This window comes from Pirellulales bacterium (assembly GCA_033762255.1).
Classification (GTDB): domain Bacteria; phylum Planctomycetota; class Planctomycetia; order Pirellulales; family JALHPA01; genus JANRLT01.
In genome coordinates this window covers 159470-183963 of the sequence record JANRLT010000029.1, presented here as the reverse complement: position 1 = coordinate 183963, position 24494 = coordinate 159470, and the positions used below count along the sequence as shown (strand labels likewise).

At 55.1% G+C, this 24494-nt stretch carries 19 protein-coding genes; 9 read left to right on the top strand and 10 right to left on the bottom strand.

Annotated features, from left to right (window positions below; genetic code table 11):
- Window positions 1-57: 57 nt before the first annotated feature.
- Entirely contained in the window at window positions 58-1020 is a 963-nt protein-coding gene (locus SFX18_09095; protein ID MDX1963296.1) for an ABC transporter ATP-binding protein, read from the bottom strand.
- Window positions 1021-1550: 530 nt separating this feature from the next.
- Between SFX18_09095 and SFX18_09090 the strand changes: the two genes are divergently transcribed.
- Complete coding sequence (locus SFX18_09090) at window positions 1551-2687, top strand: hypothetical protein (GenBank protein MDX1963295.1); 1137 nt, start codon at window positions 1551-1553, stop codon at window positions 2685-2687.
- Between the two features lie 181 nt (window positions 2688-2868).
- Here the strand turns inward: SFX18_09090 and SFX18_09085 are convergent, their stop codons facing one another.
- Window positions 2869-3690, bottom strand: a complete 822-nt coding sequence (locus tag SFX18_09085) for an enoyl-ACP reductase (protein MDX1963294.1) — start codon at window positions 3688-3690, stop codon at window positions 2869-2871.
- A gap of 204 nt (window positions 3691-3894) precedes the next feature.
- Here SFX18_09085 and SFX18_09080 point away from each other — a divergent pair, with 204 nt between their 5' ends.
- Window positions 3895-5865 (top strand): sigma-54-dependent Fis family transcriptional regulator, encoded by a 1971-nt coding sequence (locus SFX18_09080; protein ID MDX1963293.1) that lies wholly within the window; start codon window positions 3895-3897, stop codon window positions 5863-5865.
- Between the two features lie 39 nt (window positions 5866-5904).
- On the opposite strand, the gene SFX18_09075 is transcribed toward SFX18_09080, so the two are convergent.
- Complete coding sequence (locus tag SFX18_09075; protein MDX1963292.1) at window positions 5905-7443, bottom strand: YifB family Mg chelatase-like AAA ATPase; 1539 nt, start codon at window positions 7441-7443, stop codon at window positions 5905-5907.
- A 473-nt stretch (window positions 7444-7916) separates the two neighbouring features.
- Between SFX18_09075 and SFX18_09070 the strand changes: the two genes are divergently transcribed.
- Complete coding sequence (locus tag SFX18_09070) at window positions 7917-8486, top strand: hypothetical protein (GenBank protein ID MDX1963291.1); 570 nt, start codon at window positions 7917-7919, stop codon at window positions 8484-8486.
- Between the two features lie 387 nt (window positions 8487-8873).
- On the opposite strand, the gene SFX18_09065 is transcribed toward SFX18_09070, so the two are convergent.
- Window positions 8874-9710 carry a hypothetical protein gene (locus tag SFX18_09065; GenBank protein MDX1963290.1) on the bottom strand — a complete coding sequence of 279 codons (837 nt, stop codon included), beginning with the start codon at window positions 9708-9710 and terminating at the stop codon, window positions 8874-8876.
- 451 nt (window positions 9711-10161) lie between these two features.
- Between SFX18_09065 and SFX18_09060 the strand changes: the two genes are divergently transcribed.
- From SFX18_09060 to SFX18_09050, 3 genes are all read left to right on the top strand, one after another.
- On the top strand, window positions 10162-11400 hold the full coding sequence (locus tag SFX18_09060) for a GNAT family N-acetyltransferase (protein MDX1963289.1): 1239 nt from the start codon (window positions 10162-10164) through the stop codon (window positions 11398-11400).
- 462 nt (window positions 11401-11862) lie between these two features.
- Window positions 11863-12531, top strand: coding sequence for an HAD family phosphatase (locus tag SFX18_09055; GenBank protein MDX1963288.1), 669 nt, complete (start codon window positions 11863-11865; stop codon window positions 12529-12531).
- Between the two features lie 393 nt (window positions 12532-12924).
- Window positions 12925-13218: a hypothetical protein gene (locus SFX18_09050; protein ID MDX1963287.1), complete on the top strand. Its 294-nt coding sequence runs from the start codon at window positions 12925-12927 to the stop codon at window positions 13216-13218.
- Window positions 13219-13248: 30 nt separating this feature from the next.
- Here SFX18_09050 and SFX18_09045 read toward each other — a convergent pair whose 3' ends face one another.
- The 5 genes from SFX18_09045 to SFX18_09025 all read right to left on the bottom strand — a co-directional run bounded on the left by SFX18_09045 (window position 13249) and on the right by SFX18_09025 (window position 16679).
- Window positions 13249-13872 (bottom strand): hypothetical protein, encoded by a 624-nt coding sequence (locus SFX18_09045; GenBank protein ID MDX1963286.1) that lies wholly within the window; start codon window positions 13870-13872, stop codon window positions 13249-13251.
- A gap of 70 nt (window positions 13873-13942) precedes the next feature.
- The gene (locus SFX18_09040; protein MDX1963285.1) at window positions 13943-14935 is read right to left on the bottom strand and encodes an ISAzo13 family transposase; all 993 of its coding nucleotides are present in this window, start codon (window positions 14933-14935) and stop codon (window positions 13943-13945) included.
- Window positions 14901-15149, bottom strand: a complete 249-nt coding sequence (locus SFX18_09035) for a hypothetical protein (protein ID MDX1963284.1) — start codon at window positions 15147-15149, stop codon at window positions 14901-14903. Before SFX18_09035 ends, SFX18_09040 begins: the two co-directional genes overlap by 35 nt.
- A gap of 73 nt (window positions 15150-15222) precedes the next feature.
- Window positions 15223-15939 (bottom strand): hypothetical protein, encoded by a 717-nt coding sequence (locus tag SFX18_09030; protein ID MDX1963283.1) that lies wholly within the window; start codon window positions 15937-15939, stop codon window positions 15223-15225.
- 173 nt (window positions 15940-16112) lie between these two features.
- Complete coding sequence (locus SFX18_09025) at window positions 16113-16679, bottom strand: helix-turn-helix transcriptional regulator (protein MDX1963282.1); 567 nt, start codon at window positions 16677-16679, stop codon at window positions 16113-16115.
- 338 nt (window positions 16680-17017) lie between these two features.
- Between SFX18_09025 and SFX18_09020 the strand changes: the two genes are divergently transcribed.
- Window positions 17018-18247, top strand: coding sequence for a deoxyhypusine synthase (locus tag SFX18_09020; GenBank protein MDX1963281.1), 1230 nt, complete (start codon window positions 17018-17020; stop codon window positions 18245-18247).
- Window positions 18248-18854: 607 nt separating this feature from the next.
- On the opposite strand, the gene SFX18_09015 is transcribed toward SFX18_09020, so the two are convergent.
- Window positions 18855-21116, bottom strand: coding sequence for a glycoside hydrolase family 2 TIM barrel-domain containing protein (locus SFX18_09015; protein MDX1963280.1), 2262 nt, complete (start codon window positions 21114-21116; stop codon window positions 18855-18857).
- 985 nt (window positions 21117-22101) lie between these two features.
- Between SFX18_09015 and SFX18_09010 the strand changes: the two genes are divergently transcribed.
- Window positions 22102-22665 carry a hypothetical protein gene (locus SFX18_09010; protein ID MDX1963279.1) on the top strand — a complete coding sequence of 188 codons (564 nt, stop codon included), beginning with the start codon at window positions 22102-22104 and terminating at the stop codon, window positions 22663-22665.
- 282 nt (window positions 22666-22947) lie between these two features.
- Complete coding sequence (locus tag SFX18_09005) at window positions 22948-24300, top strand: tetratricopeptide repeat protein (protein ID MDX1963278.1); 1353 nt, start codon at window positions 22948-22950, stop codon at window positions 24298-24300.
- The last annotated feature ends 194 nt before the right edge of the window (window positions 24301-24494 follow it).

Genomic DNA, 24494 nt, shown 5'->3' with positions numbered 1-24494 from the left:
AAATTTATAGCCGCCGCCGGAATATGTTGAACCACGTCGCGGCTGGCAACAAGTGCCTTATTCTTCCGCCAGTTTGCGACCCGCCAGGGAAATAAACACATCCTCCAGACTGGCATGATGCGTGCTGAGATTGGCCAATTCATAACCCTCGCTGGCTAGCGTGTTCACCAGCGCTGGCAATACGCGATGAAATTCCGCCGCCGACAGTCGTACGCCCGCGTCCCCCACTGTCGCCTGACTGACGCTGGGCAGGCGGGACAAGAGCGGTTGCAATGCCGCCAATCGTTCGCGCGGCAAAGATGCTTCGCCATGTTGGCCCAGCAAATGAAACTCGATGATATGCTCTCCCCCCAAGCTAGCGATGAGTTCCCGCGGCGTCCCCAGGGCGATGACCCGGCCATGATCGACAATGGCGATCCGGTCGCACAGTTTTTCTGCCTCGTCCATGTAATGGGTGGTGAGCAAAATTGTTCGTCCCGCGGCGCGAAATCCGCGAATGATTTCCCATAGTTCCCGCCGCGAGGCGGGATCCAGTCCAGTGGTGGGCTCATCTAGGAATAGCAGTTGCGGATCGCCGGCAATCGCGCACGCGACCGCCAGTCGCTGCTTTTGGCCGCCGGAAAGCTTGCCCACGCGGGCCTGGGCTTTTTCCTGCAGGGAGACGCGGTTGAGGGCCTCCAGGGGGTCCATTCCTTGGCGATAAAAGCTACGAAAGAGGGTGATTGTTTCCAGGACGGTCAATTTTTCAGAGAGTTTGGTCTCTTGCAGGGAGATGCCGACTTGCTGGCGGATGGCGTCATCGTCCCGCCCCCAGCGCAGACCCAGGATTTCGACATCGCCACTGGTGGCGGGCAAAAGTCCTTCGAGGATTTCAATGGTGGTGGTTTTGCCCGCGCCGTTTGGCCCGAGCAAACCAAAACATTCGCCCCGCTCCACGGCCAGATCCAGGCCGCGGACCGCTTCCACCGGCGGCTTAGAGGGATAGGTCTTGACGAGATTGCGGGTGGAAATGGCAAGCATGAAGAATTCTCAAATTTGGGAACAGATCAACAGCGGTTAGTCTGCCGAGGATATGTCAAATAATAACCTGAGTTGGCAAATGCGGCATGACAAAAGTTTATCTGCGAAAGCCTTTTTTAACAGGAGGTAGCGGAGATACGGCACATGCCAACCCCTCTGCTTTTCGGCTAATTTTTGCTCAATTAACAATACCAGACGTTACAAAAGGGAACAAAGCTAACAAAGTTCGTGCCGGCCCCCCCTTTACACTTGTAATTGATATTCTTGGCCTCGGAATGAGGGAAAGCTGACAATTAACGTGCCATACAGGTTCGCCCCTCCCTCACCAAATGCCGTTAGCGCTTTCGTGGGATTTATCCCCCGCGATCGCCAAAATCGGCAGATCAACGGCGCAAACCAGGGTACCATTACGATAATTTCACATGAATCTGTTTGAATTTTGGCCTGCGGGGGGGAAAATAGATTTGTCGGCACTCCCGGGCCGGTCATTTCCTCCCTTTTCATCTCATTCCGAGGGACCGGGGATTTATATGCAGTCCACGCAACCAGCCAATATGTTTATCAGCCGCCATGCTTTGCTATCATTGCCGCAACGCGGCTATGCGCGCGATTTCTGGGATATTTATCTAGGGGCAATTTATGTATGGGCCACTTGTCTGTGGGCCGTTTTTTTTAGCGATACTTTCACGATCTCTCTCCGGGCGGAAGAAGAGCCAGCCAAACGGGTTCAATTTGAAATCTACACCACGGGACGGGTCGATCCCCGCAGTCAGCAGGACTGGTTGCAAGCACTTACCAAATTGAATGTTGGCGGTTTGCAAATTCGCGCGGGTCAAGCCGCCGACCAGCCAGAAATCAAAACCACGGGCAAACCCCCGCGCGAATCTTTTTTGGTTGTGGGCATGCTGGACGCTGGCGGGGTGTTGCATGTCCCCGGGGGAAAATTTGGACTGCGCGACCAGGCGGGATTATTAAAATGGATGCAGACGCTAGGTGATCATGGCGCGTCGGGCGTCATCGAACAAAAATTGGCATTTGGCCTGACCGCGGATCAACTGGCCGCCGTGCAGGAGGATCTGGCCGCCAAGTTGGAGGACAACACCCAGGGAAAAAAAGGAACGGACATCCTCAAATTGCTCAGCCGGGGAACGCTACGGATAACAATTGATCGCGACGTGCAAGCCGCGCTGGCGGCGGATGACCCCGTGCGGGACGAGCTAAAAGGCCTCAGCCGCGGGACGGCCCTGGCAGCGCTGATGCGGCCAGTCGGGGCAATTTTGGTCCCGCGCAAACCACCCGGCCGAGAGGTCGAACTATGGATCACCTCCGCCGATAACAGCCCCGAACTGTGGCCCGTGGGCTGGACCAGCGACGAGCAACTTCCCCGCCTAGCGCCGAAGATGATGGACACGCTGAACGCGGATATTAACGGCGTGAGCGCGGCTGAGGCCCTGGCCGCCGTGCAAGCCCGCGTGGAACTGCCATTTTTGTACGATCACCAGAGTTTGCTCTTGGCCAAAATTGACTTTAAAAAACCGGTGCAAGTCGCGGCGGGCAAAACTTATTACCAAAAATTGCTGCGGGAAGTCCTCTCCAACGTCAAATGCAAACACGAAGTCCGGCTAGATGAAAACGGCCAACCGTTTGTCTGGATTTCGGCTTTATGAGACATGGGAAGGCACAGGGAGGCGGAGAAAAAATATGCTCCACCCCCCAATAGAAACGCTCCCTGTTGAATTGATAACTATCCGAATACCAACTTTCCCGTTAGCAAAACTCCATTCCCCCTCTCCGCGGTTTCGCGGCGGAATCTCGTCTTGCACGAAGAGAACAACCAGCTTTTTTCTATCAGCCCTTTAGCTTATCCAGCAACCGGCCCGGGCTACCCATGATGTTGTACCCGGCGTCCACATGCAGGATTTCGCCGGTGATCCCAGCGGACATCTCGGAAAGCAAAAACGCCCCGACTCGGCCCACCTCTTCATGGGTGATATTGCGGCCCAGGGGGGCCATTTCCTTATACAGTTCACCCATATCCTTGGCGCCGACGGCGGAGGAGGCAAGCGTTTTGAGCGGGCCGGCGCTCAGGGCGTTGACCCGGACTTGCTGGGGACCCAGGTCATAGGCCAGGTATTTCATGGCGGCGTCCAGGGCCGCTTTGCAAATACCCATGACGTTGTAGCCGGGCATGACTTTTTCACCGCCAAAGTACGTGAGTGTCAGCAGGGCGGCATTGGGATTGAGCAGGGGACGGCAGGCGTTGGCCACCGCCAAGAGACTGTAACAACTGATATCCATCGCCAGTTTAAAGCCTTCACGGCTGGTGGCGATGGTTTCCCGCTTGAGGTCGTCCAAGGAGGCATACGCGATGGAATGCAGCACAAAATCCAGGGTTCCTAGTTCGCTTTTGGCTTTTTCGACAAATTCCGCGATATCCGCGTCGCGGCTCACGTCCAGGGGATGCAAGAACTTGCAGCCCGGCAATCCCTCGACAATTTTGGCGACGCGGCCACGGTTTTTTTTGCGTTCGTCCTCGGGTTTATCGGGCAGGTGGGAAAAACCGCAGATTCCCCCCTGCTCGAGGATCTGGCTGGCGATGTGCCAGGCAATGGAGTAGTCGTTGGCGATCCCCAGGATCAGGCCTTTTTTTCCGGCAAACAGGGGCGGCATGGAAATGACCCTTGAATAGAATGGCCACTAAATGTGAAAGATGCTCCAATATCATTCTGCGTAATAACTTACAACAATTTCTGATTGAGTTCGAGCCTAGTCCGGCACTTTTTCCTAGCTGTATCGTCCTGATTACACCCAGCGTCCGCTATTGTATAAAGATGACGACAGTCGTTTGCCTTCCGAATACATTTCGACACGCCCATGGATCCCCTTTCTCCCGCAGGATTTTCCCCGGTCGGCTCCTTGTTGCCGTCGTTAACCGGCTCGGCGGCCGCCGCTCCCGCTATTATCGAATTACTTTGGGGGGCCCGCGCGGCAATCGACACCACGGCCTTTTTAAACCTGGCCCTGGTTCGCCTGCTAGCTCCGTTTGGCGGAAATTTTTCCTCCTTGTGGAAAAACCGCCAGGGCCAATGGCAAATCATCGCCGAAGCGGGACAACGCGCCCACCTGCCCCGCGAACTGCTCAGCGAGGCCCTGGACCACGACCAACCGGTCTGGCGCAGTCCCTGGGTGCTGGTGGGGCTTAATCCTTATGGCGAAGCCAACTCCGTCCTCTGCTTGCGGTTGGGTGAACGGCACGACCTTCCCACCAAACCCGCCCCCGCCACCCAATACGTCCGGGGGATCGCCGCGGCCCTGGCGGCGGGGCTGGGCCTGATTCGCGAACGCCGGGCTGCCAGCCGACGTGCGGAACGACTTCTGACTATGCTGCAATTGGCCCAAGAATGGGCGAGCGTGGCGCAGGTGCAGCCGTTGCTGGTGCACATGGCCGAGGCTTCCACCCGGTTACTGCAGGCGGACCGGGCGAGCATTTTTTTGTGGGATCGGGGGGCGGGACAACTGGTCGCGCGGCCGGCGTTGGGCGTGCCGGGGGGGGAATTGCGAATTCCCGATGAGGTGGGGATCGTGGGCAAGACCTTGCGCACGGGACGGCCGCAGCGGGTGTCGCGGCAAGAATCCGCCGCCGAAATTCACCGCGACGTCGATCGGCAGCTTAACTATCAAACCCATTCGCTGGTGGCGGTGCCGCTACGCGCGGCCAATGGCGATCTCTTGGGCGTGTTTGAGGTCATCAACAAGCTTGTCGGTGATTTTGATGACGAGGACGAAGGGACGCTGGTCGAATTGGCGGGGCAGGCCGCCGCGGCCCTGACAAACACTCAGCAACTGGAGGCCGCGCTTTCCACGAGTCAGTTTTTGGTGGAGCAAGCGGCCGAGAATGTGCGATTGCTGGGGAATTCTCCGGCGATTCTCGCGTTGCAAGGGACCCTGCAGCGGGTGGCGCCCACGGAATTGGTGGTGCTGTTGACCGGGGAAAACGGCACCGGCAAGGAAGTCGCCAGCCGCGCGATTCACTACCAAAGCCGCCGCCGCAACCACCCCTGGGTGGCGGTGAATTGCGCGGCCCTGACCGAGACTTTGCTTGAGAGCGAATTGTTTGGCCATGAAAAAGGGGCATTTACCGACGCCGTCGAATCTCGCCCGGGCAAATTTGAATTGGCCAACGGCGGGACGCTGTTTTTAGACGAAATAGCGGAACTCAGTAAAGGGGGGCAAGCTAAACTGTTGCGCGTGCTCGAGGAAAAACTGGTGGTCCGCGTCGGCGGAAGCCGCCCCATTACGACCGATGTGCGGGTCATCGCCGCGACAAATCAAAATCTGGCCGACCTGGTCCGGCAAAAGCGATTTCGCGAGGATCTGTATTATCGGCTCAATGTGGTCAGCCTGGAATTACCGCCGCTGCGCGAACGGGGCGAGGATATTCACTTGCTGGCTGAGCATTTTTTACAAGAATTTTGCCGCCGCGCCGGACGAAAAACTCCGCGCTTTCTACCCGCCGCGCGGCAACGCCTGGAACAGCACCCCTGGCCGGGCAACGTGCGCGAACTGCGCAACCTGATGGAGCGCCTGGCGTTTTTAGCCACGGGAGAAAAAATCGCCCCCGAGGACGTGGCGTTTATCCTTTCCCCCCCACGCACCGGCGCAACGCCACAAGTCGGCGAAGTCCCCCTGACCGACGCCACTTGGCAATTTCAGGTTCAGTACATTAACCAGGCCCTGGAAAAAACCCGCGGCAATATGTCCGCCGCCGCCGAACTGTTGGGGCTGCATCGCTCCAACCTGTATCGCAAAATGAAGCAGTTGGGCATGCCCACGGGCGGGGAGTAACCTTTGCTGCCTAATCGTAGCGCAAAGCGGTCGCGCGGCTTACTTCCACAAATTGCGATCAAGCATCCGGTAATTGACCGCTTCGCTCAGGTGATGTACTTGGATTGCCGCGGAACCTTCCAAATCGGCTATGGTCCGGGCCACCCGCAGCACCTTGTCATGCGCACGGGCGGAAAGCCCCAACTCGGCCATTGTCGCCTGCAGCAGGTTGTGTCCCGCGGTGTCCAATTTGCAATGCTGGCGTATCTGGCGGCTATTCATGTGGGCGTTATTGCGGGTGCGGGTGCCGTTAAACCGCTCTTGCTGCAACTGCCGAGCTTGCTTGACGTGCTGCCGCATGTCAGCGCTGCTGGTGCCCGGACTACCGCTAGAAAGTTCCTGAAACGGCACGGCGGGGACTTCGATGTGAATATCAATCCGGTCCAGCAGCGGTCCGCTGATCTTGCCCATGTATTTTTCCACCTGAATCATGGTGCAATGGCAATCCCGCCGGGGATCGCCGCGATACCCGCAGGGGCAGGGGTTGAGCGCGGCGATCAGCATAAAATTGGCCGGAAAGGTGGAGCTATTGAGCGCGCGGGAAATGGTGACCACGCCATCCTCCAGCGGTTGCCGCAGCACCTCTAGCGTGGCGCGGTTGAACTCGGGCAATTCGTCCAGAAACAGCACGCCATTATGCGACATGCTGATTTCGCCGGGAGTCGGCGTGCTGCCGCCGCCAACCAGGCCGGGATTGCTGATCGTATGATGGGGGGAGCGAAACGGCCGCACGGCCAACATCGGCTGGCCAGGCTGTAACAGGCCCATGACGCTATAAATGCGCGTGGTTTCGATTGATTCGCTGCTGGTTAAATCCGGCAGGATGGTCGGCACGCGTTTGGCCAGCATGGTTTTGCCCGAACCGGGCGGCCCCAGCATGAGCAAATTATGCGAACCCGCCGCCGCGATGGTTAACGCGCGCTTGGCCATTTCTTGGCCGCGCACATCGGCAAAGTCCACTTCGTACTTGGCATACTGGGCGAACCATTCGTCCACCCGCGGCGGCGTGGGATCAATGTCGATCTGCCCCGCGAACCAACCGACCGCCTGGGCCAGACTGCCCACGGGGATGACCTCAATCCCTTCGACCACGGCGGCCTCAGTGGCGCTCCCTTCGGGCACGACGATTCCTTTAAGCGTGGGATCGCGCGCGGCGCTCATGGCCATCGAGAGCGCGCCCTTGACCGGGCGGGTCAGGCCATCGAGGGAAAGCTCGCCCACAACGGCGTAATGCGAAAACTTATCGCTTTGCAACTGTCCGCTGGCGGCCAAGATGCCTAGCGAGAGGGGCAGATCGAACGACGCGGCTTGTTTGGGCAATTCCGCCGGCGCTAGGTTAATGACCAATCGATCCTCGGGCTTGATAAAGCCGGAGTTGACAATGGCCCGTTCGATGCGATGGATGGACTCGCGCACGGCGGCCTCGGGCAGGCCCACAAGCACGGTCTTGGGCAGGGCGGCGGCGGAGATGTCAACTTCCACCTCGACGGGGAGGGCCTCGATGCCGAGCAGGGAAAAAGTGCTGAGCTTGGCTAACATCCCCTCATGTACCCCGCAAAGTGCTTGAACAATCAAAGCCCGTGAGCGCTGATTGCTAGCAAAAGGTTAAAAACCTTATTGTGAAGCAGGATGCGGTCAGTCGCAAGGGTGGCCACCCCCCTCGATATCGCGGGAAAAAGAGGGGCATTGTGGACAAAAATGTGAGTTGGCTCACAATCCCTGAAAAAACTTCTTCCGGGAGGGGTGATTTTGTTTGCTTTCCCGACCCAAATGCGTACCATGATTGTAACTCAAGAGGAGTTGCCGGCATCCAAAGGGAGTATTTTACCGGTCCCGCCCATCCTCTCATTTTATCCTGAGTCATGTTGTTGGCTCGACCCGCGATCTCGTGGTTCGGCCATTTGTATGATTGCCCAATTTCTTGGCTGTATTGATTTCAGCCTGGCGTGTTGCTGGCTGTGTTTTCACAGCCCTTACCTCTGTTTCTGTTTCTATTTTTAAGGAGTTTCGTGATGAAATTGTTTTCTAGCATGTTGGCGTTGGTCGTGGCCCTGGGCGTGAGCAGTCTGAATGCCGCCGAGCTAAAAAGCGGCCCGCAAGTGGGCGAAGAAGTCGGCGCCTACGAAGTGACAAAGTGCGCGGGCAACAGCGATGACGGGGTGAGCGAAGGGGACAAACTGTGCTACCGCTGCAAAATGGGAAATCGCCCCGTCGTGATGATTTTTTCCCGCCAGGCCGACGCCAAGGTTGGCAAACTGCTGACCCAATTGGACAAGGTTGTCGCTGAAAACACTGAAAAGAAGCTGGCGTCGTTTGTGAATCTGATTGGCGATGATGTGGAAAAGAACAAAACCGCCATGTCCAAAATGCTGACCGATGGCAAAGTGAATCACATTGCCGTGGTGGTCCCTGACGATCAACAAAACGGTCCCGCCGAGTACAAGATCGCCCCGGAAGCCGCCGTCACCGTGCTGATTTATAAAGGGGGCGTGGTCGCCGCCAATCATGCGGTCACGGCCGATGGTCTTAACGATGAAGCCATTAAGAGCATCATCGCCGACACCAGCAAGATTTTGAACTAAGCTGGCATATTGTAGCCAACTTATCATATGTAATTATTTATAGGTGGGACTAAGCCGGCACACATGGCTCTGCTTGCGGAGCGTTACCTGGCTGGTCCGTTCCTACGATCTACTACGAACTGAAATTTCAAATCCGCGATTTTGCAATTTGAAATTTCTGATCCGTGAAGTTTCGTGACGATCCGTGGCTAAGAATTCTTTTAGCCACGGATTTTTTTGCATATTCTTTTTGCCACGGATGAGCACTGATGGCACACGGATGATGCGGACGATGCTGCAGCATTAAATTTGCCGATCTGTGCAAATCTTGTTCATCCGCGGCATCTGCGTTTTATTAATTCCCTCTCCGTGCTGAGGTATCTTGCATTCCGGCGGCGGGAAGCGGCGTCACGTCCAAAGTTTGCGCCCGACGCGCCAGGCCACGACCACCACCGCGATTCCCAGCATGACATAATGTGATGGTTCGGGGATGCCGTGGGTGCCGGGGGGAACTTCGGTATAGCCGACCTGGCTAAAGAGCACCTGCGCCGAAGCATTGCCGCTATTGTCGCCAAAGAACAAATAGTTGCTTTGGCCATAGGGAATCAGCGAATTGGCGGAAGGGGCATATTGCCGCAAACTCCCCACGAGCGGGCTATCCATTCCCGGCGCAAAGAGGCAGTAATGGTCGTCAAAAACGGATAAGGTGTAATTGACAATGTTGGCCGTGGTGTCAAAGGCCACCTGTTCCCCGTGGGTAAAGTCGGCATTGTCGGCAAAGATCAGGTCGTTCCAAAAATTCAGCTCGATCCCCCAATTATCGCTGGTCAAGAGCGTGATGCCAAAACCCGCGCTGTTTGAGTCCGCGTGCAACTCATTCAAGATTTGCAAATTAAAACTCAAGGCAAACCCCTGTTGCCGGTTCAGGTTGACCCCCGTGGAGGCAATTTCTCCGCTGGTCATAAAATAGCCCCCTCGATCCGTGTGCGGATCGGCGGTGTCAAGCAGCATCACTCCGCCGGTCAAGTTGTAATTCATCACGGATGAGGAGGCCGCGCCAATCGAGCCGCCATCGCCGCCATACAACCAGCGCCAGGGATCATCCGTGGGCGTGTCTCCCGTGGTGGAATTAAACAAAATTATCGGGGCCGCCGTCGCGGCGGAATTTCCCATACCCGTTAGTACACAGCAAAGTACGCCGCACTGGATCGCTGTTGATAGTGAAAAAAATCGCCAGCTAAACATGGTGTAATCTCTGGAAAAAATATTGCTAGCCACAATCCGCTCGTCATTTGTTACCGAGCCGCGCTTGACCAATCGTTGATCCGCCACTCATCGTGGCCATACGAACCTGTACCACGGGCCATAGAATTCACGTTAATTGGACCAGGAGGATTGGCGAGAGTTTTCCGCTGGTAAAGCCTGGTTTTTTGGCAAAAGCCGTGGCGAGTGTGCGCTTTGCGCGGGATGTGGCGATTATGCGGATGAAGTAAGTTTCGGCGAAATGTGGCCAATCGAGGCGCGGCGCGCCGCAAACCAAAAAGAAATCGCGAAGAAGCGGTATTTTCGCCTGATTACCGCCCCCCGCGTGCCATAGTTAAAAGTGGCAATATCAATCTTCAAAAAGCGGAATTGGGTTGTCCGTGGCAGCGTAGGCACTCTTCACCGCGACAAATGCGGATACTAAGGACGGAACATGGCTTGGCCCCAAGTGGAATGCGTGGATTTAGCGCGATTGTTCGCCACGGAGGAAGGTCGCGCGCAGTGGGATGAACTATTTGCGCGCAGTGCGTGCACCCTGCCTACCGCCCAGGCAGCGCATTTGCTCAATTGGCAAAGGCACTTTGCGCCGCGCGCGCCGCTCATCGGCTTGATTGTGCGCGAGAAGGACGACTGGCGGGCCGCGCTACCGTTGGTGGCCGCCTGGCAAAAACGCGTCCTCCCCGTCTGGCGACTTCCCTGGAATGAATGGGGGTGGGCCGGAGAACTACTGCTTGACTGGGCGGCGGCGGATTTGCCCGCCGTCATGGATCAACTGGTGCTGGGCCTGCGGTCGCTCAATCGTCCTTGGGTTTGGTTTGACGCGGTGCCGTTGAATAATCCCGCTTGGCAGCAGTTTATCGCCGCGCTCGCTCGAAGAGAGATTTATTTTCATAATTCGCACCGATTTGACATCGGCACCATCAATATTCATGGACTGGACGCCCCCGCCAACTTTGCCGCCTATCAAGCCGCTTGGTCGGGCAACTTTCGCCGGCAAATGCGCAAGACGAATCGCCGCGCCGACGAGCTAGGGGGCGTTGAGTTAAACTTGATTCGGCCGCACTCGCGAGAAGAAGCCCTGGCGGAATTGCAGCGGGGACTATTAATTGAGGATAGCGGCTGGAAAGGCGCGGCCGGGACGTCGATCTTGCGTCATCCGGCCAAGCTACGTTATTACCAGGATCAAGCGGCGTTATTGGCCATGGCCGGTCAATTGGAACTGGCATTTCTGGAGCATCAAGGGAGGACGATTGCCTTTGAATACGCATATACCTGCAAAGGGGTCTATTACACGCCCAAGGTGGCCTACGATGAAGCGTTTCAACATTTATCGCCGGGGCAATTGATTCGCTATCACCTCTTGGAGCGATTTTTTAACGAGCCAGAGCGCCGGGTGTTTGATTTTCTGGGTCCTTTGGCGGATGCCACGGCCAAGTGGATCACCGGCAGTTACCCGATCCATCGGTTGATCGTGAGCACGGGCCGCTGGGGGGGAGACGCGCTGTTAAGGGCGGCGACGACACTGGCACCGCGGATGAAAGATTGGACGGGGAGATTAACAACGCTTTTGCGTGGCAAAAATTGTGTTCAACCAGTAAATTCTGGCGAGGAAGCGGATCAACCCCAGATAACTGTTCCCCAGCCCGTAGCATCATTTAGCTCGCCGCGATAGCCAGGGAGCATTAACACGCGTAATCATCCAGCCCGCCGCGTTAGCCAGGGAGCATTTTCAGCACACGGAGAATTCGTGCAAACAGCACACTGATGACGCGGATGAAACAAATTTGCACTGATTTGAAATCTAGAATATGAGATTTGAGAAAACAGCATTTACTCTGTATTACTATCCAATCAAATCTTCGCGACGTCCGAAGATTATTCGTTGACCAAGCATTTGAGGGCCAAAGGCACAATCTATCCCAGCCTAGGGCAAGCGCAGCGTCTCCCTAGGTAAATGGGATATGAAATTAGGAAGGGCCAACGGCCCGATTCATCCGCTTTAACCAACGATTCAACAGTCCCTGGGTTATTGGCTTGCGGATTAAAGCCTATCCCCGAGTGGCCTCTCCGCGGCAAATCCGGTAAGATAATGCTTTCTTAAATCGACCTTGCATGGCCACCAACGATCAACTGTATGCGACTCCCTTCCGAACCGATCCTCGCCGTGGTCTTTGACCATGACGGCCTCATCTTTAATACCGAAGAATTGTACCAGCAAGTGGGGACGCAACTCCTCGCCCGACGGGGTAAAACGTTTGACCTGGAACTGCTGGACCAAATCATGGGCCGCCCCCCGCAGGTTTCTTTTCCGTTGATGATCAATTATCACGGCCTAACGGATACGCCGGAACAACTAGCCCGCGAATCAACCGAAATCTTTACCGGAATCCTGGACGATCAACTGCAAACCATGCCCGGTCTGCTGGAACTGCTGGAATTGCTGGAAGCACGTCAAATTCCCAAAGCCGTCGGTACCAGCAGTGGGCGGCGGTTTGTGCAAAAATGCCTCGGCAAGTTTGAGCTGGAACCTCGGTTTGAATTTTTGCTAACTGCGGAGGATGTGACCCATGGCAAGCCCGATCCGGAAATTTATCTGGCAGCGGCGCGACGATTGCAGGTGCCACCGGCCCAGATGCTGGTGCTGGAGGATAGCCAAACTGGTTGCCGCGCGGCGGTGGCGGCGGGTGCGTACGCGGTGGCGGTGCCGGGGGGTCACAGTCTGCGGCACGACTTTACGGGTGCGGCATTCATCGCGGACAGCCTTGCCGATCCGCGCATCAGGGAAGTGCTGGGAGTTGGGTAGGCGAGTAATATAGTCTATCCGAGTTCATAGTGGGTCGGCGCCGTAAAGCATGTTTGTTGCTTCCCTTTAAATTCACCAACAAAAGCAGTTACCGCCACTGATTGATCCCCAAAGTCTTGGCGAGCGAAGATGGCTGGCTCAGTCTAAGGCAGAACCCCCCCATATTCCACTGCAATATTCTTATTGAGAGAATTCCCAAATAGCAACTATTTGCTTGATGATACCCTGATGAATCTGTCTGGTTCAAAGATACCCCCTCACCCAAGGATGGGTGCAGCCTCTGTAGACACTGATAGACCAAAATAATACTGCAATCATCTAGACAAGGCTGAGTCATTGCGACACAATAACATTTACAAACTTGATTAGATTAACAGTTTACAGGGTACAAATATGTGGAATGACAAAACCCTACAAGTTTTAGACGCATGGATTGGTCCTGACTGGCGTAAGCCAAACCATCCAGCCGATCTGGAGTTTTTCCATCGCTTCGTGCTTGCTGTCTGGGACGAAACTCACTCACTTTGGGATCAAAGCGAAGTTCGTGAATTCATACGTAAACGTATTCTCGAAAGTCATAAATTGTCGGAGGACTACCTCATAAGATTTGTAGACAACAACATTTTGCGTGGTTCGAATATCCTGGATTTCTTAGCTCAAGCTAAAGATGAAGGAAGGAAACTTTAGTGAAATCGTAAATGATGTATCTAATTTACTTTAACCTGTACATTTTCGTTGTAATTGAATTATGCTTATGTAAAGACATATAGCTGTAGCAATAAATATTGAAATTGAGCGCGGTTCAGGAACCACTAAAATTTCAATGTCTATCCCAATTTCATTCAACTCATTGAGATAAAGTGTACGCGAGTTTCCATTATTATCGATTAAAAATAAGTATTCAAGGTGCCAAACTCCAGTTTCACTGAAGCGTGGGAATGTCACTGTGTCACGAAAAGTGCCATCAAGCAGATTACCGGATACTAAGTCGTTTTGACTAAGAACCGAAGTCACAAATTGATTACCCGATGGGCTTCTTAGTCGCATTTGCGTAGGGCTTGAGTTTGAAGGGCCCGGCAAACCAGATAGGTCATCAGATAGATGCCAAGTAAATGCGACTGTTTGCGATGAGGAAAAAGTGTTTATAGTATCACGATCAATAGTAATATTTGTCAAGTTAGGCGGAGTTAGGTCCGATATACCAGTAACTGTGATTCTAGTATCTATTCCCATCAATAACAAATCACTTGCAGTCAAGTGTGATGTATTGCCAATGCTATCTATCAATAATACAGATTCGGGTTGCCAAACACCTGTTTCACTGAAGCGTGGGAAGGTCACTGTATCACGAAAAGTGCCATCAAGCAGATTACCGGATACTAAGGATCGCTCGAAGAATAACTTCCCGTATTCAAGTTGTTGTCGGGATGACAGTGTAATTCCAGTTGGGCAGTCTTTTGGCGAACAGGATGGGTGATTTTTCCCGGAAGCTCGCGCTGGCTGTTCGCTGCAGCGCGTATTCCCGATTGAGTATGGCATAGGTGGCGGTTAAGCCGGTTTCGGTTCGCACCCGCCGCAATCCGGCGGTGACGATGTCCAGCGTGCGAAACGCCAAGCCGGCCCAGGTTCTGGTGACATGCGGAAAAAATCGATGCTCGATGGGGTTGTACTTCGAGCAGTACGGCGGGTAATGGGCCACGCGAATCGGAATGCCGATCCGATTGACCAGCCGTTGCAAATCCTCTTTGAAAATATGGTGTCGGGAATTGTTGCTCCCGCCACCGTCGCATAATAGCAGGATCGAGGCGGCGTCGGGATAGGCGGCCGCGCCGTGCCGTCCCCACCACAGAGCGAAACTGGCGGTGGCGAACTGACTGGTGTCGTGACTGTTGCCCAAGGTCACATGCCCGACATTCCGTTTCAGGTCATACAGGCCGTGGGGAATGACCAACCCCTTGGCGAACGTGCTGAAATCGTGATCAAACACGCGGTTGGCGCCGTTGCCATAGGCCCGGCCGGGACGGTGGAAATCCCCCAAGAATTCCTTCTTTTTAGTGTCCATGCTGATGATCGGGTTGGGCGAATCCTCGTATTCCTGGCGGAGTTCGGCGATCTGTTCAAACTGTTCGTTGCGGTCGGGGTCTTCGTCCATCACGCGGCTTTTTTCCAGTTGCCGCTTCCCCAAATGATACTCCTTCAACAGCGTGCCGACCGTCTCCGGACAGACGGGCGTGCCCAACTCGGCCAACCGACGGGCGATTTCGGCGGTGCTCAACGACGTCCAAATCACATCTTCTTGCATCGGATCGCCAGCCGTGTGCTGGGAAACGATCGCGACGAAATTGTCCTCCAACCCCGGAATACTTAAGCTAGCTTGTTTGCGACCCCCCTTTTTTTCGGACACGGCCCGCAGCCTCGTCGCTGGGCAGTTCCGCCACGTCGCGTTGGCCTTGCCAAATGGTCTTGGGGTCGCAGCCCAACACGGACGCAATGTACTCAACGCCGCCGTGGTCCAATTTCTCCGCTTCCACCGCGGCATAACGGCGACGGTCCTTCTCCGACAGCGATTCGTAAAACAGCTTCATCTTCGCGCAAACTCGCGCAGGATAAGAAATCATGTTTGTTCCCCCACCAAAAAGTGCTAAACTCCCTACAGCTTACAGTTTAGCAACTCTCATCCATTCCTGGAACTTATTTATCGTGTGACCCTAAGTCGTTTTGACTAAGAACCGAAGTCACAAATTGATTCCCTGATGGGCTTCGTAGTCGCATCTGAGTTGGACTTGAACCAGAAGGTCCAGGTAATCCAGAAAGATCATCAAAAACTTTCCATGTAAAAGTTACTGCGCGGCTAGATTCTGTTATGTCTATGGTGATTTGATCTCTAGTTATCGCCGTAAGAGTTGGCGGGATCAAATCAGAGAGGCCACTCACGACTACACTTGGATTAATGCCTAAAACTGCAAGCTCACTTTTGTTAAAATTCTTGCTATTGCCAACGTTATCCACTAAAAGAACATATTCTGGTTGCCACACACCACTTTCACTGTAGCGAGGAAAGTTCACCGTATCACGAAACGTACCGTCCAATAGGGTACCGGATATCAATTCACTTGGACTTAGAACCGAGGTAACAAACTGATTGCCCGATGGGCTTCTAAGCCTTATTTGTGTGGGACTTGAATTGAAAGGGCCTGGCAATCCAGATAAGTTATCAGTAAGTTGCCATATAAAAGCAACTGCTTGGTTGGAATTTGTGATATCGATTGTCGCTGGTTCAACCACGATGGAAGCAAGTAAAGGCGGTTCTATGTCCTGAGTCCATGCAGCAACCTGTAGAGACAGTAATAATTTGACTGTGATCGAAATTCGTATGAAAAGGAACAGAAAATAAGATTGTTGTAACATGGCTTCAAACTCAATGAAAAGTTAGTATTCAAATCACGACTGCGTCAATATTTTAGTGTCTAGAATGACCAATATCAACTACTTTAATAAACTATACCTTACTTTTTTGCAACCTCTTCCCCGACTCTTCTCTTCCGCGTCCCGTCTCGCCACTCGCTATCCCAAACCCGCAGTTACGGACTAAAGTCCATACTACTTTCTCCGCCGACTTCCGCCCCCGCCTCCTCCGCCACCACGCAGACGCGCTGGTACAAAATGCGCACCAACGGGATCAGCACGTCCGCCTCGCGCGTTTCTAAAATGAGGGCCACCTGGTCCAGAATGCCCCGTTGGCGGTTGATGGCGGCGGCGGCGGCGAGCGTCCCCTCCCGCGTGAGCGCGCCCCCCGCCCCAAAGCGGCTATAAAGATTATCAAAATCCCCTTCTGTCCAATTGGCAAAGAGATCGGGCCGGGCACCCACCACCTCCTCTACCACGGGGTTGCTACGGCGGTCAAACAACCGGTGCGCCACCACCGCTGGGTGCTGGTATAGCTCGTCACTGGGGACGCCCAGCGTCTCCGCCAGGCGTTGTAGCGTGCGGTGGTGCGGTTTATTACTGCCGTTCAGGATGCCGCGAATGGTTCGCTCGTTCAGGCCCGAGGCCAGGATCAATTCCGCCAGCGACCAGCCCTGGCGGGTCATCAACCGCCGCAGGTTGGTGGCAAAGTCCGGCGCGGCGGGAACGGTGGCATCACTCATCGTGCGGTGACAATGGCTAAAAAACGTGGCAGATGCGGCGGAATTATACAAATGTACACTAATTGGACGACTTTGTCAATCCCCCGGCTAAAAATTTTGCCAAATCTTTGGCACGCGCGAACGAACTCGCTTGATGGACGTATTCAATGTTCGTGACAATTAGAAAAAATTACCGTTTGCCACGGCGGATGACCCGGACAGCGTGTGGTTGGCAACGCACGCTCTCCGGGCATTGGCCGAGGGCTTTTTAGTTAGTGAACCTGTGTCAGAAATGTTAACTGGCGAGAGCGACTCGAAAAGTAGTACAATTTTGTTACAATCACCAACAAGTTGTAACCATGGAACCAGTTGCAAACGGTTTAGTACCCGGGCAAGTCCATTTTGGCGGTATCATCACCGAAACAGCCATTCCCGCCGCGCAGCTTCCCTATCCCATTCCCCCCCGTCCACCAAAAAAATCACCCGTCCCCCCCACCGCCAGCCAGGAGGCCCCCGCGATGACATCACCATATTCCAAGGAACAATTGCTTTCCCAGACGATCGAACATGTCGACATTAAACAGCACAATGTCGTCCCCCTGGTCACGGCGATGAAGCAAATGGCCTATAGTGCCCGTGATCTGGCCCGCGGGGCCGAGATTTACGACATGATGCTGCGCGACCGGGACTGCGGCATTATCCTATGTCTGGCGGGATCGCTGGTCAGCGCGGGACTAAAGCAAGTCTTTGTCGATCTGGTCCGCAACCGCATGGTGGACGCCATTGTCAGTACTGGCGCCAATATCGTCGATCAGGACTTTTTTGAAGCGCTCGGCTTTCGGCATTACATTGCCGAGGATCGGTTCAAGGCGGGCCTGGACGACCACCACCTGCGCGATCTGCATATCGACCGGATCTATGACACGTTCATTGACGAGGACGAACTGCGCATCTGCGACGACACCACGCGGATTATCGCCGACGAACTCCCCCCGCGGCCCTATTCCAGCCGCGAGTTTATTCAGGCGATGGGTTCCTACCTGGAGGATCACGCCAAAAGCCGTGAATCGATCGTCCTGGCCGCTTACGAAAACGAAGTGCCGATCTTTTGCCCCGCCTTTGCCGACTGCTCGGCCGGGTTTGGCTTGGTCGCGCATATTCAGGGTCGCGGCAACCAGCCCCGCATTTCCATCGACGCCGCCCAGGATTTTTATGAACTGACCCAAATTAAAATCAAATGTCCCACCACCGGCATCCTCATGCTGGGTGGCGGCGTGCCCAAGAATTACACCCAGGATATCGTGGTGGCGGCGGACATTCTAGGCGAGCAGGCCGACATGCACAAATACGCGGTGCAGATCACCGTGGCGGACGTGCGGGACGGCGCTTTGTCCAGCAGCACGCTGAAGGAAGCGAGTAGTTGGGGCAAGGTGGACACCACCTACGAACAGATGATCTATAGCGAAGCGACCCTGGCCCTGCCGCTGCTGGCAGGCTATGCCTACCACCAAGGGGCCTGGAAAAACCGCCAAGCCAAGCAGTTTAGCAAGCTGTGGGAACCGGTGGCCATGAAGGTGGTGAGCGGCTAGTAGGTGGTGGAAAGTATTTAGTGGGTAGTGAAAAGTGAAAAGAGAGCTGACGGGGGCAAAACTGGCTTTTGCCCTCGTCTATTTTTTTAATAGCCACGCAGTCGCGGAGAGACGGCAGTATTCACAGAGATATTCTTAGTTCGGGCTTCAGCCCGTTACCCAAGAGACTGTTGAATCTTTGGTCGAAGCGGATGAATTGGGCCGTTGGCCCTTCCCTAAATTTCATCCCATAAACCTAGGGCGACGCTGCGCTTGCCCTAGGCTGGGATAGGTCGGGCCTTTGGCCCGCAAGAATTAAACGCCTATGTCCCGCAAGAAATTCACCAACGAAAATCTTTGCACCCTTCGATGAATTGTAAGGTAAGTAATACAGAGATGTTGGGATGCCAACTACGTTTTCCGTGTTCGATCAGTGATAATCCGTGGCAAAAAAAAGAAATTTGTGGCCAAGAGATTCTTGGCCACGGATTTTCACGGATTTGAGATTGCAAATCTGAGGTTGCAGATCAATGATTCTTCTCCGTGCCCCTCGGTAATTCCCTCCGTGGCTCCGTGATAAAATGCAATCCAACATGGCGGAATGCGTTCCGCTCTACACGGCTACTCGTTACTTCGCCGGTTGCAGTTGGACTAGGCCCACGTCGATATATTGCCCCCCCGTGGTTTGCTGGCAAGTTACCGCCAACACGCCAGTTTGTCCGGGTTGAAACTGTTTGGCAATTTCGGCGCTTAGCGGCACCAGTGTATAACCCGTGGTCCAGCCAGTACCGTGCCATATTTTTTGGCCGTTCCAATACACCGTGGCGTCCTCGTCGTGATGAATCGCCAGGTATAAGTCGGAAAGCGGCTCGGGGCCAAGTTTTATCTCGCGCCGCAGCCAAATCTGTTTGCCATTCCATTCGGTCTTGACCACCGCGCCGGGCGTTTCCTGCGTGCCAAATCCTCCGGGGCCACTGGCCCATTGCTGGTCGTCAAACTTTGCTGTTTCCCAGCCCTCGGCCGGTGGCGTGAATGTGTACCGCCAGGTTTGAGGAGCTTGCTCGCTGGTGGGAATGACCGTGCGTGTTTGCCCCGGATCGGCGTACAACAGTTTGTGTAAGCGCGCGTGCTCGGGAGAAATCTTGAGCACCGCCCGATCATAGGTCATCAATCCGTTCACCTCCACCTCGACATCGGTCGTTTGGGTGTACACCGCGGCGGACAGGCCGGCGGCCACCAGTGGCCGTAGTTTGAGGATCAGTTGCTCATACGCGGCGTTTAATTCCTCTTTTGTTTGAAAGTTGCGGTAGCCCCAATTCGCTTTATCATTCACCCAGACGTGGTTTTCGAGGGGGAGGCCTAGTCCGCCAAATTCACCCAGGACCGAGACACGATTTTTGCTAATGGGGAACATGCCGGGGCCGGGGTAATTATGCATATCGTGCAGGTCCCCCGCGCCGCGGTCGGTCCAGCCGCTGGGTCCGTCGACCAGCCGGGTGGGATCGAACGATTTGGTCCAGGCTAGTAGTTCGTTAGTTTTGAACTGGCCCCATCCTTCGTTAAAGGGGACCCAGACCACAATGCTGGGGTGGTTGCGCAGTTGGTCGATAATCCCGGACCATTCCTGGCGGAAGTTTTGCTCTGACTCGACCGAACGTTCGATATCGGGATCATTCGGGCCGATCGATTTATCGCCGCTGGGCATATCCTGCCAGACCAACAGGCCCAGCTTGTCACACCAATAATACCAGCGGGCCGGTTCGACCTTGACATGCTTGCGGCACATGTTCATGGCGTACTTTTTGGTGATTTCGATGTCATATTTGAGAGCCTCGTCGGTTGGGGCGGTGTATAGTCCGTCCGGCCACCAGCCTTGATCCAGGGGACCGTATTGAAAGAGGGGCGTGTTGTTAAGGAAAATGCGGTTGATCCCATGCTGGTCGGGAGCGACGTGGACTTTACGCATGCCGGCATAAGAGCGGACCTCGTCTAGTTGCTGGCCAGTGGCGGCATCATGCAGGGTCACCACCACATCGTACAAAAATGGTTGGTCGGGTGACCATAATTGGGGATTGGCGATTTTTACCAGTAGCGGCTCGCCATTCTTGGCGGTCGCGGTACCAGCGAGTTGATTACCGGCATACACCTTAACCCGTGTCTGTTTATTTTCAAAAGGCGTACTGCCGAGCGTGCGGATCTCTAGCGTCCCGGCATCGATATCCGGAGTGAGGACCAGTTTATCCAACGCGTGGGGAGGGACTGGCTCCAGCCAGACCGTTTGCCAAATGCCGGTAACCGCGGTGTAAAAGATGCCGCCAGGCTTGAGGACTTGTTTGCCCCGGGGAATCCAGGTCGAATCGGTGGGGTCGGTCACGACAACCACCAGTTCGTTTTCGCCAGTGGGCTTTAGTAATGGCGTAATATCAAAAGAAAAGCTATTGAAACCGCCCCGATGCTCCCCCGCCTGGTGGCCATTTACAAAAATGACCGCATGCCAGTCCACCGCGCCAAAATGCAAGAGCAATCGCTGATTATCGGTTCGCCATTTCTCAGGGATAGTAAATGAGCGGCGGTACCATAACGACTGATCCGGTTGTACGCTTTTCATGACGCCGCTGAGCGCGGACTCGATGGGAAACGGAACGAGGATTTGCCCGGCATACGCTTTGGGAAATTGCTCGGCATTGATTACCGCCGCGCGGGGGAGGATGGCGTACTCCCACAGGCCGTTCAGGTTTTGCCAGCGCTCGCGCACCAACTGGGGGCGGGGATATTCGGGCAGCGGCGCCTTTGCGGAGACCTGCTCCGCCCAGCGTGTCATAAGTGGTCCTTTGGCCGGATGCCAATCGACGGCGTGCGCCTGCATGGAATACAGGACCGCGGTGGTCATCGCAACCGCTAATAGGGTACTGCTGTGATTAAAGTATTTCCCAGTCCAGCAACTAAAACGCATAAAACCCCCGATCAGGTGTGGTTAGAAAGCTCGTTCCCTGAATAGACAATGTGACAAGCGACAGCCGGGGAATCAAGTCTTAACAACAGATCGCAAGTTTGGGACAAAGATTCGCAAGACGAAAGGTTTATATGCGTGTTATACTGAGCAAATTCTTAGCCACGGATGAGCACTGATGGACGTCGTTTGGGCTTCAGTCCTAAACCCAAGGTGTTTGTATGACCACGGGGTCGGGATTCTGACGCGGTGAGAGCGCATTTAGCAAACGAGGCTGTTCGCGGAAGACTCCCGTCCCCCTGCGCCATATTGAAGGGGACGGGAGTGCCTGGCGTGGGATGGTGAGTGGCGATTGAAAGCCGTTAGCTCCAGCCACTCCCGACCCCTGGGCTACTTGCAATCCGAATCATAAATCGGGCCTTTGGCCCTTCCATTTAATTCTTTCCTTTTACCTAGGGCGACGCTGCGCTGGCCCTAGGCTGGGATAGGTCGCGCCTTTGGCCCACATTTGTTTGAGTTATGAAAACTCTGCGAACAACACGAGGAATTTAACAGTTAGCAGTGTGGATGGGTAATTCATTTGCTTTTCAACAGACTGCTACACTCAGGTAGATTAGTGTGGCCCGCCCGCAATCAGGGACAACATCGACATTGTGGCAAGGTGTGCCGGTTGTATCAACTGCGCCGCACGGGGTGGAGGGGCCACAGATGGGCTAAAATCCAGGCCGATGATAGTTGTGATACGCAACATCCGCTATTCCCCGTCGCGCATTTGTGGCCAGCGGGAATAGCGTGCCGGGTCTAACCGCCCACTGTCCTGTATCCTGTCAAGCTAGCAGTCAGGGCGTGGGTGGTTTGGCATCCTGGCCGTAATTGTGCTTAATCCACGGACGATCCCCCTTCCCCCTCCAAAAAGGAACTGACCATGACCCGTTTACTTTGTCGCGGCTTGTTGGTCGGGGCCTTATTGTCGTCCGCCAGTATTGGCTTTGCCGCCTGGCCTAGTGGTTATAGCTTTTTTGGCGATGTAAAAACCAGTTGGCACCGCAATAACTACTGGCCGCAGCCCTTTGCCGCGGCGGATCGGCAGACCGTACCGCAAAACCTGCAGGTCTTTGCCAACGCTGGCTGGGAACGACAATGCCTGCTGGGGGATCAGCATTTTGATAACAATCAAAAGCTCTCCACCACAGGCCAGATGAAAGTCCGCTATATCCTTACCCAGACCCCGCCGCAATATCGCACGGTCTTTGTGGAGCGCAACGCCAGCGAAGCCCTCACCAAAACCCGCGTTGATGCCGTGCAGACCGCGGTGGCGGGCATGGTGACGGATGGACCGCTGCCCGAGGTGGTTGTTTCGAACATGCCTAGCGAAGGATGGTCGGCGGAATACGTGGACGCGGTTAATCGCAAGTTATACGCCAGCATGCCGGTGCCGCGGTTGCCGGAATCAACCAGTGGTGAAAGCGATAGCGGTAGCGGTCAATAACCGGCCAGCCGTAAGCCTGGATCACCGCCATCATACGGTAAAACGCTGCTAGCGGCGCCGGTTGGGTGGAATTTGCCGTGAATTTGGATTTTAGGCGGGCGGGGCGTTCTGCCGATGAGGAAAAAAGCGGACCTTGCGTAGACGGGGTATTCCGCGGACGGCGGGCCAGGATGGGAACCCCTTTTTACCCGTTCCCTCGCGCTGTTGTAGAAATGTGTTGCCAGCCATGGCTGGTGTTCCGGCGATCAAGGATGATCACCGCCCGCGACAAGGAGGTTTGTCATGCGCAGATCTTGGCTTTCATTTGCTGTTTTGCTACTAGGCGCAAGCTGCCTGGGCGGCTGTAGCACCCCGGCCAAAACGGCCTCTTCGACGGACACCGCCACCACCAAAAGCTGGTGGAACTGGTCATCCACCGCGCCTCCCCCCGCCAAAAGCGAAATCTCCTATGATGTCCAAACGCCCGCCGATTTGGACACCTTGGCCCTCAAATATAACAACAAGCCCGGCCCCGAACCGTATCTGGTCATGGCCGAAATATTAGAGAAAAAAGGGGATTCCGACGCCGCTCGAGCAAAATATGAACAAGCCCAAAAGGCCAACCCCCAGGATACCCAAATTCTCGTCAAATACGCCCACTTCGAGGAACGGGCCGGCAACCCGGCCAAGGCCATCAAGCTGTACGAACAAGCCATTGCCAAAAAGCCCAAGGAAGCGCGGGCGTACAATGATTTGGGCCTGTGCCTGGCCCGCCAAGGGAAATTGAGCGAAGCGACCGTCAAGCTGGAAAAAGCGGTGGATTTGCAACCTGGCAAGGTGTTGTACCGCAATAACCTGGCCACGGTTTACGCCGCCCAAAATCGACCCCAGGACGCGTTAAATCAACTGACCAAGGCGCACTCTCCGGCGGTGGCGCAATACAACTTGGCGATCTTACTGCATAAGAATAATCAAACCGCGGCCGCTACCCAGGCGATGGCGCAGGCGGTGCAGATTGATCCGCAAATGGTAGCCGCCCGGAACTGGTTGCAAGAGCATGCCCCCGTCGCGGGACAGCCGGGTCAGCCAATGCAGGCCAACATTCCCCAAAATCAGCCCCCCGCGGTAGCCGCCAGTCCCTATGGCGTTCCCCCGTACTTTCCAGCGGCAAATGGCCAATCCATGACTCCTCCCGCGCAATCCTGGGCCGCCACGCCCACGACCCGGGGACCGGAATACACGGCCCAGCAGCCGCAATATACGGCCCAGCAGCCGCAATACACGCCGGTGACCAGTTATCCCTCGACCTACGGGGGCTCGCCGAACACGAGTGGCAATGTGGTTTATCCCGCGACTCAACAGCCGGGCGCCACGCAGCCGGGGTATGTGCAGCCGGGGACGATCAGCCCTCCGGCGGGGACCAACGGACAGGCTCCGTCAGCGTATCGGGGATTGGGAGCAAGCATGGAACAACCGCCGATGTTTCCGCTATCGCAACAAGATGGCACGTCCACGCAACGGCGTGATGACCGGGTAAAAATGGTCAGTTATCAGGAAGAGCCGGGGTTGCTGCCAGGTTATGGCTCGACACCCGAAGCAATCCAGGCTTTACGTCCGTTGCCCCGTGGTGATCAAGCTCCTCCACCGCGGTACTAAGTGCAATTGATTCACGAAGAATCGATGGTACAAGCTACGGCGGGGTGGTTGTTTGAGGGCCGTGGTTGCTAAATTAGCTAGATCTTCTGCTTGGTTACGCTTGCCTTGCCCCGTTGATGGCCGTATTGTTGGCGGCGTGTCTGGGGAATCTATGTCGCGATCCGTCCCCAACCAGCCTGGAAAGCTGGACTGCG